Source organism: Streptomyces sp. NPDC030814 (assembly GCF_055572155.1).
This window is the reverse complement of the sequence record NZ_JBVIDX010000033.1, coordinates 20,559-35,585: the sequence shown is the minus strand read 5'-3', so window position 1 is coordinate 35,585 and position 15,027 is coordinate 20,559. Positions and strand designations below refer to the sequence as shown.

Here is a 15,027-nt window from a genome sequence, read left to right as displayed (position 1 = left end):
CACCGGCACTCCGCAGGGTGGGATTCTCTCGCCGCTTGCTGGCCAACATCGCCCTGTCCGTCCTTGATGAGTTCAGCGCGGCCGGTCCGGGCGGGCCGAACTCCACACAGGGTCAGCGGGCCCGACGACGTCGTCAGAATCTGCCCAACTACCGGCTCATCCGGTATGCGGACGACTTTCTGGTTGCCGTGACCGGGACGCGTGGGCAGACCGGGGACATACGCACCCAGGTGGCGGAAGCACTCGCCCCGATGGGACTGCGGCACCAGCCGCTACGGCACTGCGGTCTGGCTGCCTGTACAGCCGAGCCAGCTGGGGTTTGGAGAAGCCACCTCATCAGCCGCGCAGCGGAGAAGAGCGGTTCGTCCTCGCGGCGAACGTCGCGGACCGCCACCAGCACTGCCCCAGCATGATCATCTCGCCGCGAGGAGCGGTCCTGGCCGAGGTGACCTTCGGCGACACCGCCGTCATCAGAACCACCATCGATCCTGACCAGTCCGGCAGTTGGTACCTCAGCCAGCGGCGACAAGACCTGCTGAGGCTGCCCTATGAAGGACAGGGCAGATCAATGTAAACGGCGCAAAAAGGGGCGGCTGCCCACAGGAGGCATTCCAGGGTGTCCCCGAGCTCCTGACCCGCCTCGCGCGAACTGGTGCCGAGCCCCGGCATCACGACCTCGACGAACTGCACCACCTGCGGCCGGACCTCGCCCCCCCACCCCGGCCAAGATCCGTAGCGGCCGCAGATGCAAGTACTGCGCCCGCTACGGCTTCGACCGCGCCGCACCCGCCCCGCGTCTACGTCGTCACTCACGCACAACACGGCGCCGTCAAGATCGGCGTCGCAGGCGCTCTTCAGCGCAACGACCGCATCGCCCAGCACCGCCGCCTCGGATGGACCCTGTTCTACGAACACCACGTCCCCACCGGCGACGACGCCCTGTCCGTCGAGCAGACGATCCTGCGCCGGCTGCGCGGCGCCGGGCGTGGCATCTTCCTCACTGCCGTCCGGATGCCCAACGGCTGGGCCGAGACGTTCGATGCCGCCCGCGTGACCCCCGCCCAGCTTCGGGACGCGATCCGGGAACACCAGACCACCCCGCCCCTACCGCAGCACTTGACTCTGTTCTAGGCCCCGCCCTTCAGGCGGTATCCACCCGTGCGGCGTCATGATCTACGGTCTTCTATTGCACCAGCACGGATCAGTTCAGCAACGGGGAAGTACGCACATGCGCAAGACAGCAACCCTCACCATCAGTTTGCTCGCGGCGGCGGTCCTGGTGACCGGGTGCGGCAGTGGGAAGAAGGACGCCAGCCCCGCCAAGGCGAGCGAGGCCTCGGCGAGCGGCGAGGCGAAGGGCTCGTCCTCGGGGAAGAAGGGTGTTCCGCATCAGGTGGTCTTTGAGGTGGGTGGCACGGGCGCGGCCCAGGTCATGTGGAACGGGAACAGCAACCACTTCGAACAGGTGACGCTGCCCTGGACCAAGACGGAGTCCATGCAACTGGAGGGCGCCGAGCTGAAGGTCGGCGTCACGGTGTCGGTGGTGCCCGGCTCGGTCAAGGGCCCGGACGGGTTGCTCGAGCCGGCCCCGTGCACGATCAAGGTCGACGGTAAGCAGGTCGCTGACAATCAGGGGGGCAAGTCGGCCAAGCCCTGCGAATACAAGCTCAAGGACTGACAGCCGGCACGCGCTTTGCCTCGTTCCGGCGAGGCGTCTACGTATGCTCCGCCGCACCGTCGGGCGTGTAACCGCCCGCGGTGCGCCGGGGCCTGCTGGCTCCAGCGCTCGAGCGCGCGAGCGACCAGGAGGTTCCATCGAGCCGGCGAACCGCGTGACGTTCAGCAGGGCCAGTAGCGCCGCACTGCTCTGCGGCAACGGCCATGCCGATGCTCGAGTGCGGCACAGAGGTGCGGACCCCTGCCGCAGCAACCACGAGGCCATTTCAGGCGTCGGACACCACATGGAACGCGAATGGCTCTTCTCGCTCATACCGTTGCTGGTAGGGGTGAGTTCCCTTTGCGTTGGCGTGTATGGACTCCGCCGCGCCAGCGCGCTTCGCCGCAGCGGAATCACTACGGTGGGGCAAGTCGTGCGTCACGACACCAGGCGGGACGACGACGGAGCCAAGTACCACCACCCGGTCGTCGCCTGGACGACCCAGGACGGGCGCGAATGCACCTACCCCTCCATGTTCGGCCGCGGCACAGTTCTCCCCGGCTTCGGCATCGGTAACTCTGTCACGGTCCTGTACGACGCGGAGAATCCCCGCCGTTTCGAGATCCAAGGCTGGGATTCCAAGCCGTTCTACCTGGTATTCGCCGGGGTGGGGGGCGGTGCTCACAGCAGGCACGTTGTCGGTCCTCGTTGTCTTGCTGATCACCCTTTGATCACCTTGGGTTCCTTGCGAACCCAAGGGCTCGGGCGCAAACGAGCACCGGTGCAGAAAACTCGTCGTCTTCGACTGTCACACCGCGGGCATCCCGCGTACCTGTAGCAGGGGGACTGCTGCACGGATAAGTGACACCTGACCTGGCTCGCTGAGAGGCGGCCTGGAAGGATGTTGCAGTGCCCAAGCCGTATCCGAAGGAGTTCCGCGAGGACGTCGCGCGGGTCGCGCGCAACCGTGAGCCCGGCGTCACGCTGGAACAGATCGCCACCGACTTCGGCGTCCACCCGATCACGCTGTCGAAGTGGCTGCGCCGTGCCGACGCCGATGAGGGCGCCAGGCCTGCGACAGCGTCGGGTGAGTCGGCCGAACTGCGCGAAGCCCGCAAGCGGATCCGGCTGCTGGAGCAGGAGAACGAGGTTCTGCGGAGGGCTGCGGCGTATCTGTCGCAGGCGAACCTGCCGTCAAAATGATGTACGCGCTCTTCCGCGAGCTGGCCGCCGCCGCTGCCCCTCACCGGGTGCCGGTGGCGGTGACGTGCCGGGTGCTCGGGCTGGCCCGCCGGCCCTACTACCGGTGGCTGGCCTCACCGGTCACCCACTCCGAGCTCGCCGAGGCATACCGGGCCAACGCCTTGTTCGACGCGCATCGCGACGATCCCGAGTTCGGTCACCGCTTCCTTCTCGACGAGGCCCGGGCCGCCGGTGAGTCGATGGCCGAGCGGACCGCCTGGCGGATCTGCAGGGACAACGGCTGGTGGAGCGTGTTCGGCAAGCGCAGGGGCCGTGGGAAGAACGCCAAGGCCGGGCCGCCTGTCCATGATGATCTGGTGCGGCAAGACTTCACCCGTGGACGGGCCGAACCGGTTGTGGCTGACGGACATCACCGAGCACGCAACCGGCGAGGGCAAGCTGTATCTGCGTGCCGTCAAGGACGTGTACTCCAGCCGCATCGTGGGCTATTCCATCGACGCCAGGATGAAGTCCAGCCTGGCGGTGAGAGCCCTTGAATCCGCTGTGGCCCGTCGCGGCCAGGTCGCCGGATGCACTGTTCATTCCGATCGCGGGTCGCAGTTCCGCTCACGGAAGTTCGTGTCCGTTCTCGCACGTCACGACCTGGTCGGCTCCATGGGCCGGGTCGGTGCGGCCGGCGACAACGCGGCAATGGAGAGCTTCTTCGCGCTGCTGCAGAAGAACGTCCTGGACCGCCGTACCTGGGCCACCCGCCAGGAGCTGCGGATCGCGATCGTCACCTGGATCGAGCGCATCTACCACCGACGCAGGCGTCAGAAACGCCTGGCCCGATTGACCCCCGTCGAGTACGAGACCATCATGACCCCAGCCGCACCCCTGGCTGCATAAGCCCGCTGTCACCCACCCCTGCAGCAGTCCCAACCTCCAGGACGAGTAGGTGCAGCCCATCATCTGGGCTGGGGACGCCACACTGTCCAGCGGTACGCCCAGGGCTGTTGCAGAGTCGCATGATCTCGTGGGGCCTGGGTCGAAGTTGCCTCGACGCCATGCCCGTTGCCCCTAGCGGTGTTACCGTCGCGCCATGTCCAAGACCGAGATTGACGCGATAGCCGCCGAGTTCTTCGGAGCCTTCGACAACCGCGGCGGCAAGGCCGCGGACGTGGCCCGGATCCGCCGGCTGGTCATTCCGGGTGGTGTGATCGTGCTGACCGGGCCGAAGTACACGGTCTATACCGTGGACGAGTTCATCGAGCCGCGCGAACGCCTACTCGCCGACGGCCGGTTGGTCGAGTTCTCGGAGTGGGAGACCTCCGAGCGAACCGAGATCGCGGACGACATCGCGTCGCGCTTCGGCGAGTACCGGAAGGCCGGCATCCTGGACGGCGAGCCGTTCGAGGGCTGCGGGACCAAGACCATCCAGTTCGTCCGCACCCCGGAGGGCTGGCGGATCGCGGCGTTCTCCTGGTACGACCAGCCCTGAGGGCCCGCAGGTCGCGGCGGTCCAAGGAGCGCGGGCTGGGCCGTCACGCACGCAGCGAAGCTCCGGTTGAACGGGGTGACCTTCCCAAGTCGCCTCGCACCACCGGAGCTTCGATGTGTCGTCAGTCTGCCACCGTCTGCCTGATCAAGTCGCCCGCTCTGGAGGACACTGCGGGGTTGTCGCTGGTGGAGCGGTTGCGGCTGTTGCCGGATCCGCGTCGACGTCGAGGGGGGCGTCACCCGTTCGTGGCGGTGCTGCTGGTTGCCGCCTCCGCGGTTGTCGCCGGCGCACGCTCGTATACGGCTATCGGCCAGTGGTCCGCCAATGCGCCGCAGCACGCCCTGGCCCGCCTGGGCGCCCGGGTCGTAGGGTCGTTGAGCGTGCGCGTCGCGCCGAGTGCCGCCACGATTCGGCGGATTGCCGGCCTGGTCTGCCCCGGCGGACTGGCCGATCTGACCGGCGCTGATCCTGCCGGCTCGGACTCGGTGGCGCTCGACGGCAAGGCTGCCCGCGGCTCCCGACACGGCCAGACGCCCGCAGCCCACCTGCTGGCCGCGATGACCGGCGACGGCCGAACCGTCACCCAGCTGCGGATCCCCGACAAGACCAACGAAATCACCTGCTTCGCCGCCCTACTGGCGCCCTTCGACCTGACCGGGGTCACCGTCACGGCCGACGCCCTGCACACCCAGTGCGCGCATGCGCGCTTCCTGGTAGACGAGAAGAAGGCGCACTGCCTCTTGGTGGTCAAGGCCAACCAGCCCGAGCTGCACCGCAGGCTGCGATCACTGCCGTGGAAGGACGTCACCGCCCGCCGCTACGACCGGGAGATCGGCCACGGCCGCCGGGAGACCCGAGTGACCAGGTCCCTCACCGTGACCGACCTCGGCCTCGACTTCCCCCACGCCGCCCAGGGTGTACGCATCCTGCGCCACCGCACCGACCGCAGGACCGGAACCGCCAGCCGCCAGACCGTCTACGCGATCACAGACCTGAGCTCGCATCAGGCATCGCCCCAGCGGCTGGGCCAACTCGCCAGGTCGCAGTGGACCATCGAGAATCGGCTCCACTTCGTCCGGGACACCACCTTCGCCGAGGACGCCTCGAAGATCCGCACCGGCCATGGCCCCGAAAACATGTCGACCCTACGCAACCTGGCGATCAACGCGCTCCGCGCCGCCGGACACCGCAACATCGCGGCCGGCATCCGGCACGCCTCCTACGAGCCCTTCACCCGCCCGCTCGACCTACTGGGCATCGTCTGACCAGCGGCACAGGCGCCCGCCGGGCCCCTCCCACCGCCGGTCACGGCCAGGCCGCACGGCTACTGCTCGTGGCACCAGGGGCACGCATGAGGGCTCCGATCATGGCTGTGTGGCGCGGGCACTACAGCCCAGCATTGGGCACTACGACAGTGACCCAGGTCTCATTTCTGAGTCGGTGCCAGGGGTCCGCTGACGGGCGGTCCGGGAATGCCGGGCGCGCCCGTCCGGCCGGCACGGTGCTCGTCGGGCATCGCCAGGCTGATCGCCCCGACCCGCGAAGCCGGGGGGATCGCCTCTTCGCTCGGGCTCGCCAGGCCTTTACCCGACGTGTGCTCACCGGGCTTGTGATGCCCCTCACGCTTGCCCGGAGGGCACTTCTTCGGTTTCACGGTGGTGGTCGCGGTGGCGGTGTTGTTCTCCGGCGCCGGGTCGGGTTCCGCGGCACGGGCCGTGGCGGTGTTCGAGATGGTGCCGGTGGCCGTGGGTTTGACGACGACGGTCACTGTGGCGCTCGCGCCGGGGGCAAGGGTGCCCACGGCGCAGGATGCGCTGGTGGTCGTGGAGGTGCAGGTGCCCTGACTGGGTGAAACGGACTGCAGTCGACCGGGTCCGGTGACGGTGTCGGTCAGCGTGAGGCCGGTGACGGGGGTGGTGGTGCTGGTGTTGGTCACAGTCACGGTGTAGGAGACGCGATGGCCCACCTTGACGGTGGCCGGTCCGGCCTTGGCGACGGACACGTCCACACCGGCGGCGGCACCACCGTCGCCCTGGTAGCGGGCCAGCGCGAAGTCCCCGTTGGAGCCGACGACGATGATCTTCCCGTCGGGCTGCAGTGTGACCGCGGAAGCCGCGGCATCGCCGCCGAAGTCGGTGGTTACCGTGCCGAACGTGGTGTCCAGGCTGCCGTCGGAGTCGTAGCGGGCCAGCGCAAAATCGTGGTTGCCGCTCGGGCCGCCGGTGCCGACAGCGATGATCTTGCCGTCAGGCTGCACCACCACCCCGCGAGCCGAGTCGCCGCTGCCGAAGTCGGGGGTCGCCCTGCCGCCGGTGCCGAAGGTGGTGTCCAGGCTGCCGTCGGAGTTGTAGCGGGCCAGCACAGACTTGTGGCTGTCGGTCGGGCTGCCCAGGCCGTCGAATCCGACAGCGACGATCTTGCCATCGGGCTGCACTGCCACCCCCAGAGCCATGCCTGGGCTGTCGAAGCGGGTGGATACCTTGCCGCCGGTGCCGAAGGTGGTGTCCAGGCTGCCGTCGGAGTTGTGGCGGGTCAGCGCGAAGCCGCCCGGGCCGCCACTGCCTACAGAAACGATCTTGCCGTCGGGCTGCAGTGCCATTCCGAAGGCCATGGAGCCATAGAAGCTGGTGGTCACCTTGCCGCCGGTGCCGAAGGTGGTGTCCAGGCTGCCGTCGGAGTTGTAGCGGGCCACCGCGAACTCAGGACCGACGCCCGGGGCGCCACTGCCGACAACGACGATCTTGCCGTCGGGCTGCAGTGCCACCCCGCGGGCTTCGTCATCGCCGCCCCAGGGGCTACCTGTGCCATCGTCTTCGAAGTGGGTGGTCACCATGCCGCCGGTGCCGAAGGTGCTGTCGAGGCTGCCGTCGGTGTTGTAGCGGGCCAGCGCAAAGTCGTGGGCGGTGTTCACGCCGCTACGGCCGACAGCGATGATCTTGCCGTCGGGCTGCAGCGCCACGCCGAAGGCCATGGCGTCGTCGCCGAAGTCGGTGGTCACCGTGCCGCCGGTGCCGAAGGTGGTATCCAGGCTGCCGTCGGAGTTGTGCCGGGCCAGCGCAAAATCGGAGTTGTGGATCGAGGCGTAGCTCACGCCTGCGGTGATGATCTTGCCGTCGGTCTGCACGGCCACTGCGGCAGCCCCGTCGCCGGTGCTGCCGGGGAAGTGGGTGGTCACCTTCCCGCCGGTGCCGAAAGTGGGATCCAGGTCGCCCGGGGCGGCAAGCGCCACTCCCGGGCACAACAGGACGAGCGCCGAGCTCAGGGCGGCTACCGCCCCGGCCCGGCTGCTCCTCGACCGCCGCTGACCGGCGGCACGTCTGGTACGTCGTCTGAACGCGAAGAGCGGATCAGGAAAGACCTTGGGCATGGACAATGCAAGCTGCCTTCCATGTCGGGGCCGCCGCTGCCACCGCAGTCGACGGTCATGCCAGTGACGGCATTTCTCATGGGTGCCTTGTGCACCCGCTCAGGGCACAGACCCGTGCAGGAGGACGGCGCGGCCGGGACGCTCGCATGCGCCTCCAACTTCTGTTGCTTCTACGCGGGCGTGCGGCCTGCCCCGCTGCCGTTCTCCCGCCACTGGCGGAGAGCGCCCGCACTCGAAAAGAACCGGTGGCTCTGCCGGCCGGTGGGAGCCGCGCCGGAGCCGGCCCCCGCATCCTCCGAACGGCCGAGGGACAACGACTGGTGTGGCGCACCCGGCGGCCGGGCGTGGACAGGCTCGCGGCAGACCACCGGCCTTCGACCGGGAGGCGTACAAAGAGCGCAACACCGTCGAACGGGTGCCAGCAACCGCCTCCAGCAGTAGCGCGGCATCGCCACCCGCTACGAGAAGGCCACCGCCATCTACCTGGCAGGACTCCACATCGCAGGCACCTTCCTCTGGTCCGTTCGGTGATCCAAACGAAACCGCCTGGTCAAGGATGCCGAGACGCTGGTCAGGGCGGCAGTGGGTGCACGCCCGCAGGCCTGTTACGAGCAGCTGCCGCACTGGCCCTACGTCCAGGCCGTCGACGACGCCCTGCAAACCCGCGGTATCCCGCCGGGGACCGTGCGGGCGGGGCACACCGGCCGTGAGCACGGGGCCAGGAAGTACATCGTCCTGGCCTGGGACGTCAGCCGCACCACAGGCCCGTGCGGCGTACGACTGCACTGGCACGACGAAACCGGCTGGGCGTACGCGCTTGCCCCCGTCGGCATCCGAACCCGTCCTGCCGTCCGCCGACCGCTCGCGCCCCTGCACCGGGTCTTCGCCGCACCCCAGGGCTTCGGCGCCAACCGCTTCGTCGGCAAGCAGGCCTGGCTCGCCCGCGCGCTGAAGGAGTACCGCGTCCTCCTCCTCGACCAGCGCGGCACCGGCCACTCCACCCCCGCCAACCGCCAGACGCTCCCGCTGCGCGGCGGCCCGGCCGAGCAGGCCGACTACCTCGCCCACTTCCGCGCCGACGCGATCGTCCGCGACTGCGAGCTGATCCGCCGCGAGGTCACCGGCGGCGCCCCCTGGACCGTCCTCGGCCAGAGCTTCGGCGGCTTCTGCACGGTGAGCTATCTATCGCTGGCCCCAGAAGCCCTCACCGCCGCCGTGATCACCGGTGGACTGCCCGCCCTCGACGCCCACGCCGACGACGTCTACCGCGCCGCCTACCCGCGCATGGAGCGCAAGGTCGCCGCGCACTACGCCCGCTACCCGCAGTGCGTCGAGCGGGCCCGCCGTATCGCCGACCACCTCATCCAGCACGAGGTGACGCTCCCGGGCGGCTACCGCCTCACCGAAGAGGCCTTCCAGTCCCTCGGCATCCTCCTCGGCGGCAGCGAGGGCAGCCACCGTCTGCACTACCTCCTCGAAGAGGCCTTCGTGCCCACCCCTGGGGGACCGGCGCTCTCCGACGCGTTCCAGGAGGAGGTCCAGGGCCTGCTGTCCTACGCCGGCCACCCCCTGTACGCGCTCGTCCACGAGGCGATCTACGGCCAGGACACCCGCCCCACCGCCTGGGCCGCGGAACGCGTCCGTGCCCAGTTCCCGCAGTTCGACGCGGCCAAGACCCTCGCGGGCGACGGACCGATGCTGTTCACCGGCGAGACCGTCCATCCCTGGACGTTCGAGAACGACCCCGCGCTGCGCCCTCTGCGCGAGACCGCCGACCTTCTCGCCGCCCGCACCGACTGGACCCTCCCTGTAGGACCCGGCCCGCCTCGTTGCCAACGAGGTCCCGGTCGCGGTCTACCACGACGACCTGTACGTCGACACCGCCCATTCCCTGCAGACGGCCCGTGCGATCCGGGGCCTGCGCACCTGGGTGACGGACGAATTCGAACACGACGGCGTCCGGGCGGGCGGCCCGCGCGTACTGGACCGGCTGCTGGCGCTGACGCGCGACGAGCTCTGACGCCGCGGGGCGGTCCTGCGGGCCCGCCCCCGGCTCATTGCCCGCCGAGCTGCCAGAACAGCCGGTTCTCCAGACACTTCGTCAGGTACGGGACGCCATCGGTGTAACCGGATCCGTGCGCATCGCCGAGCATGCGCACGGCCAGACTCCGATGGGTCGACTTCCAGCGCTGGTGTCTGTCTTCCAGCCTGCCGAGCGCCGCGTCGAGCAGATTCCACTCCGCCCGGCTGAATGCGCCCGCGCCGTGGAGGTCGAGACATGCCTGGGCAACGCTGTCGTGGGCGGCGTTTTCCGCCTCGGCTCGCACGGCGGGCACGCTCGTGAAGGCAGCCGACCGCAGACGCGGGGCAGGCGGAACACCGCACAGAATCTCGAACCGCTTGTACTGCTCGGACTGAATGGCACTGGCACCTTGCGTGAACTGCCGGAACGTGGAGAACTGCTTGGCGCGCATGGTGGCGACGATCCGGAACAGTGTTGCGGCGCGCTCGAAGAGGGCAGCCGCATGGTTCACTCGCTCCACACCCGCTGCCAGGCGTCCGTCGCGCAGTTCTCCGATGGCTGCCCGGACGTCTCCGGCGATCGCTGTGAAGATCATTTCGTGGGTCTGCAGGACGCGGATGAAGAAATATTCGTCATGCAGCACGAAGACGGGCTGGACGGTTACGTCGAACCATCGGCCGGCCCCCGTCACCGGCGGCCTGGGCAAGCGCTCCGCGAGATCCTCCAGGCAGGGCTGGGGCATATGAGCCACTCGGGACGGCAGGTCGTCGGCATCCGGTCCGTCGAGGTCGTCGACCACGAACCGTAGGGCATGGCGCAGCCGCTTGCGCAGCGTCACCGGATCCGGCCGGTCCATGAACGACGACTCGTGCGACCCGCCTGCCATCTCTGTCTCGAACCGTATGACGTCGGATATGAGCAGGGTGGACAACCGGGCGGGACTCAGGCCGGAACGCGGGTCGTCGAGGAGGAGTTCCAGAAGCGGTAGAGCCAGGTAACTCCGGTTCCAGTAACGCCCTTCGTCTTTGTCCAGTACACAGTCGAGAAAAGCTGTGAGAAACGGGCACTGCGCGGAATCCCGGCTTCGTATGTCTCGCAACTCGACCAGCGTCGGTTCCGAGAGGAAATGCTTCCCCGTCCGCCTCACCTTTTCCGTGATCAGGTGGGCCAGGGCGATTCCGTCGAATTCGTCCGGCGCATCGGAATGCCTGCCGAAACGGAAGCCGAGAAACCGTCTGGTCATCGCCCCAATGCCTCGAGCTGCACGCGGTGCGGAGGTCATCGTCGCTCACCACTTCCGTGTCGTTGTGCGGTAACTCCTGTGCATTCACTAGGCATGATCGAAGGGACTCACGTCATGTCTCGAACGTTCGTGTCTTGACAAGAGCGGGTGATCTAGTCTGAAGCCCATGGCCGATCGTCGCTGACCGTCTTCTCGGCCGCACGGGCACTTGCCGAGGTCCGTTCGCCCGTTGCCGCGTTCCGGTCGCCCCCGCGACCTCAGCCCCGTCAGCGGGCGAGCTGCCGCCCTGGCCGCTGGTCGTTCGCACGGTGTTCTTGAAGTCGAAGCTCAGTCCGGGGCGCTGTTCAGGTGTCCGGTCCCCGGCCGCCGCGCGCAGCAGTCGGCGTCGGGCCTTTGCTCCCGGCCGGAGGGTCAGGCTGCTGGAGGGCGCGCTGCGTCGAGGGGGGTGGCACTCAGAGATGATCAACATCACCTGGGCTGGCTGGAACCTTTCGCTTAGAAGCCGTTGCTCTATCGATCTTGGTGAGCGTGAGTTCGAAATCGTCGACTCGGTCGGGTGGTCTTCTGGCTGGCCGGGCATGAGAGCGGGGCCTCCCGCACAGCTCGTGGGTGTCGAATCCAACCGGGCAACAGGAGGCCCCTGGTGCTGCAGTCTTCCGTGCTGGCGCTGATGTCGTCCAACTCGGAGTCCCTGTCGTGTGATTGTCTCGCTCACCGGTTCGGGAACGCCGGGGATCGGCCGTACAGGCGACCGAAGTATCCGTCCGACATGAGCGACGCGGAGTGGGCGGTCGTACGTGACGCGATGCCGGTTCCCGGCTGGTTGGAGGGCCGCGGCGGGCAGCCGGAGAGCTATTGCCACCGGCAGATGGTCGACGCGGTGCGCTACCTGGTCGCGGGTGGCATCACCTGGCGGGCGATGCCTGCGGACTTCCCCGCGTGGGACCGTGTTTATGCCTTCTTCCGGCGCTGGCGGGACAAGGGCCTGGCCGCCGAGTTCCACGACCGGCTGCGTGACCGGGTCCGCCGGGCTGAGGGCCGGGATGCGGAGCCGACGGCGGCCGTCATCGATGCGCAGTCGGTGAGGGGAGCCGCGTCGGTGCCGGGCGCGACCAGGGGCTTCGACGGCGGGAAGAAGGTCAACGGCCGCAAGCGGCACATCGTGGTGGACACCCTCGGACTGCTGCTGGCCGTGATGGTGACCGCGGCCTCGGTCACCGAGCGGGATGCCGGGCAGACCCTGCTGGCCCGGCTGCACGCACGGCACTGGCGCGTCACGCGGGTGTGGGCCGACGGAGGCTGCACCGGGCGCCTGGTCGACTTCGCCCGCGAGGTCCTGCACGTCGCGCTGACGGTGGTCAGACGCAGCGACGACACCAGCGGCTTCACCGTGCTGCCGAAGAGATGGCTGGTGGAGCGCACGTTCGCGTGGCTGATGCACTCACGCCGACTGGCCCGCGACTACGAGAAGCGCACCGACACCTCGGAGGCGTTGATCCGGTGGTCGATGAGCATGGTCATGGGCCGCCGACTCGTGCGACGGGCACGCTGAACAGCCCCGGGCCTTCGCCGGGACCGGCTCCAGCCCGACAGCCGCCGCGAGTTGCCGGCAGTCCATCGCCTCCCCGTGCGTCCCACCGGCCAGGACGTCCATGATCCGCTGGTAGTCCGGCGCGAGAACCGCCGGGGCGAGTCCTTCCTGCCAGTGCGGCACCACCGAACCGGGCACCGCCGCCGTGACCTGCACCGGCCGTTCGCCGGCCACCACGACTGGCGGGACGGACTCGCCACCGCGAGGCTCCGCCAGAACCTCGCCCACCGTCTCACGGGCGATCACGAACCGCTCCCACACGGCCTCGGCCTCCCGCAGTTCGGCCTGAAGGGCCTCCACCCGCTGCCGAGCGGCGCGTTCACGCTCCTCCAGCAACCCCATCACCGACGGCATCCCGGCACCTCCACCGCAAAGACGACACGACACCTCGTCCCTGCCGCCGAAACACCGCACCTACACCTGACCAGCGGAAACGCACCCGTCACTCTCGGAAAGGCAACAGCTTCTTAGCCCAGGCCATCTACCACTGGCGCGGCGCCAAAGATGTCATGACCGGCTTCGACGGCACCCAGCTCGCCCCGTCCCGGTCCTTCCGCTTCGGCCCCGGCCTCGCCGAGGAAGCCAACCGCTGGCTGCACCTGGCCGACGCCCCCATCCATCTAACCGGCGCCGACACCGTGCCCACCGAACTCGGCCCCGTCACCCGGCACGACGCGGTTCTGTGCCGTACCAACGTCGGCGCCACGGCCCAGCTCATGGAGCTGCTGTCCGACGGACACGGGGTCGCACTGGCCGGGGGAGGAGACAGGCTGCGCGCTCTGGCCCTGGCAGCCCGCGGCTTCAAAGAAGGACGCCGAACCACTCACCCCGAACTGGTGCTGTTCACCACCTGGGGCGACCTGCGGAACTACGCAGCCCACGACCCCGCAGGACGCGACCTGCAACCCCTGGTGGACCTGGTCGACACCCACGGCGCGGACGCCATCCTGGCCGCCGGGCCAACGGCCGGGAACAGGCACAGGTGAAAATCGCCGACGACTTCACCCCGCCCTCTGACGGCCTGCCGGGCGGTACGGGTCAAGGTACGGCCCGCCGGATCGACGACAAGGAGGCATGTCTGGCCTATGTGGCAGTCACCCGCACTTGTTGCCGCCTCGACATCGGCGGCCTGTCCTGGATCAACGAGCATCCGCATGGAGCATCGGCCGGTCCCCAGCCGCCGCAGTGATCCAGGGGGACGGGTTCTGGGCGTCGGTGTCTTTGTCCGGGGGAGCGCACGGGGGAGCGCGGTAGGGACCGCAATGATCCGGGGCGGTGCGGTAGTGATTGTGACGGGGTGCCGGCGCTGTCGGTGACGGCCCATGCGAGAAGCCCAGTGCCTGGTCGAACCTCAGGCCGGGAGGCGGCTGTGACCGAGTGCCTCAGCCGGCCATTGAGTGCCTCAGGTGGCTGTGACCGCGCTTCGGTGATGATTACGGCCAGTTTGTCGGTGGTCCGTGCTTCGTCGAGGCGGTCCTTCACGTCACCATGGTCGGGGCCGATCGAGTCGTCGGTTGATTTCTTCCGGGGCAGAGGGCGCGTATGGACATTCGGCAGCTGGAGTACTTCCTTGCGATTGTTGATCGTGGGGGGTTCAACCGTGCGGCGTCGGCTCTGTATGTGTCGCAGCCGTCGCTGTCGCAGGCCGTGCGGGCGCTGGAGCGTGATCTGGGCTCGGAGCTGTTCCATCGCATCGGGCGCAGGGCCGTGCTGACGGAGGCGGGAAGAGCTCTGATCGAGCCTGCCCGGGAGGCCGTGCGGAGCCTGGAGACGGCGCGGGCGAGTGTTGCGGCGGTGCATGAGCTGCGTGAGGGGCACCTGGACGTGGCGGCGATGCCGTCGCAGGCGGTGGAGCCGCTGACGAGCATGGTCAGTGCCTTCAGCCGCCGTTATCCCGGTGTTTCCGTGGCGATCAATGCCGCGTTCACGTCGCGCGATGTGATCGACATGGTGCGTACGGGTGCGGTGGAGCTGGGGCTTTTGGCGGCCGCCGGTCCTGTTTCGGACAAGGAGGTCGTCTTCCATGCGCTGGGGCGGCAGCGTTTTGTGCTGGTGGTGCCGGCCGACGGCGCGTTCGCCGGCCGGAGGGCGGTTCAGGCCCGGGAGCTTGCGGGACAGCGGCTGATCGTCGGGCAGTCGGGTACCGGGATGCGTGCCTACGTCGACGCTCTGCGGGAGCAGGGCATCGACTTCGCCGTCGCCGTCGAGACCGAGCACCGGGTCTCGCTCATGCCCCTGGTGCTGGCCGGGGTGGGGCTGGCGGTGGTCACGGATTCCTGGCGGGACCTCGCCGGGCGGCTGGGCGCCCGTGTCCTGGACATCGAGCCGGAGAACACCTTGGACATCGCCCTCGTCGCCCGCCGCGGCATCCTCTCGCCCGCGGCCGCCGCGTTCGTCACGGCCGCGACCTCGGCCACCGACAGCTGATAGGCACCGACAGGTGATAGACACCGACAGGTGATA

The 15,027-nt window shown here is 68.7% G+C and carries 10 protein-coding genes and 3 pseudogenes; 9 read left to right on the top strand and 4 right to left on the bottom strand.

Annotated features, from left to right (window positions below):
- Positions 1 to 336 precede the first annotated feature (336 nt).
- A complete protein-coding gene (locus tag ACZ43N_RS38710) occupies positions 337 to 471 on the bottom strand; it encodes a hypothetical protein (protein ID WP_468104021.1) in 135 nt (44 codons plus the stop codon).
- 75 nt (positions 472 to 546) lie between these two features.
- On the bottom strand, positions 547 to 1,089 hold the full coding sequence (locus ACZ43N_RS38705; RefSeq protein WP_468104020.1) for a hypothetical protein: 543 nt from the start codon (positions 1,087 to 1,089) through the stop codon (positions 547 to 549).
- A gap of 139 nt (positions 1,090 to 1,228) precedes the next feature.
- On the opposite strand from ACZ43N_RS38705, the gene ACZ43N_RS38700 reads away from it, so the two are divergent.
- The 5 genes and pseudogenes from ACZ43N_RS38700 (at position 1,229) to ACZ43N_RS38680 (ending at position 5,605) form a co-directional block, all read left to right on the top strand.
- A complete protein-coding gene (locus tag ACZ43N_RS38700) occupies positions 1,229 to 1,678 on the top strand; it encodes a hypothetical protein (protein ID WP_468104018.1) in 450 nt (149 codons plus the stop codon).
- 43 nt (positions 1,679 to 1,721) lie between these two features.
- Positions 1,722 to 2,495 (top strand): DUF3592 domain-containing protein, encoded by a 774-nt coding sequence (locus ACZ43N_RS38695; RefSeq protein WP_468104016.1) that lies wholly within the window; start codon positions 1,722 to 1,724, stop codon positions 2,493 to 2,495.
- Positions 2,496 to 2,566: 71 nt separating this feature from the next.
- Positions 2,567 to 3,748, top strand: a pseudogene (locus ACZ43N_RS38690) (IS3 family transposase).
- Between the two features lie 193 nt (positions 3,749 to 3,941).
- Positions 3,942 to 4,340 (top strand): nuclear transport factor 2 family protein, encoded by a 399-nt coding sequence (locus ACZ43N_RS38685; protein WP_468104015.1) that lies wholly within the window; start codon positions 3,942 to 3,944, stop codon positions 4,338 to 4,340.
- A 185-nt stretch (positions 4,341 to 4,525) separates the two neighbouring features.
- Positions 4,526 to 5,605 (top strand): ISAs1 family transposase, encoded by a 1,080-nt coding sequence (locus ACZ43N_RS38680; protein ID WP_468104084.1) that lies wholly within the window; start codon positions 4,526 to 4,528, stop codon positions 5,603 to 5,605.
- Positions 5,606 to 5,766: 161 nt separating this feature from the next.
- Here ACZ43N_RS38680 and ACZ43N_RS38675 read toward each other — a convergent pair whose 3' ends face one another.
- Entirely contained in the window at positions 5,767 to 7,707 is a 1,941-nt protein-coding gene (locus ACZ43N_RS38675; protein WP_468104013.1) for a calcium-binding protein, read from the bottom strand.
- Positions 7,708 to 8,487: 780 nt separating this feature from the next.
- Between ACZ43N_RS38675 and ACZ43N_RS38670 the strand changes: the two are divergent.
- Positions 8,488 to 9,727 (top strand): annotated as a pseudogene (locus ACZ43N_RS38670) (alpha/beta fold hydrolase).
- Positions 9,728 to 9,761: 34 nt separating this feature from the next.
- Here the strand turns inward: ACZ43N_RS38670 and ACZ43N_RS38665 are convergent.
- A complete protein-coding gene (locus ACZ43N_RS38665; protein WP_468104012.1) occupies positions 9,762 to 10,973 on the bottom strand; it encodes a tryptophan 2,3-dioxygenase family protein in 1,212 nt (403 codons plus the stop codon).
- A gap of 769 nt (positions 10,974 to 11,742) precedes the next feature.
- Between ACZ43N_RS38665 and ACZ43N_RS38660 the strand changes: the two genes are divergently transcribed.
- The 3 genes and pseudogenes from ACZ43N_RS38660 to ACZ43N_RS38650 all read left to right on the top strand — a co-directional run bounded on the left by ACZ43N_RS38660 (position 11,743) and on the right by ACZ43N_RS38650 (position 14,991).
- A complete protein-coding gene (locus ACZ43N_RS38660) occupies positions 11,743 to 12,525 on the top strand; it encodes an IS5 family transposase (RefSeq protein ID WP_468104010.1) in 783 nt (260 codons plus the stop codon).
- 464 nt (positions 12,526 to 12,989) lie between these two features.
- Positions 12,990 to 13,753: pseudogene (locus ACZ43N_RS38655) on the top strand (DNA helicase); the annotation flags it as partial.
- Between the two features lie 353 nt (positions 13,754 to 14,106).
- On the top strand, positions 14,107 to 14,991 hold the full coding sequence (locus ACZ43N_RS38650) for a LysR family transcriptional regulator (RefSeq protein ID WP_468104009.1): 885 nt from the start codon (positions 14,107 to 14,109) through the stop codon (positions 14,989 to 14,991).
- Positions 14,992 to 15,027: the final 36 nt, after the last annotated feature.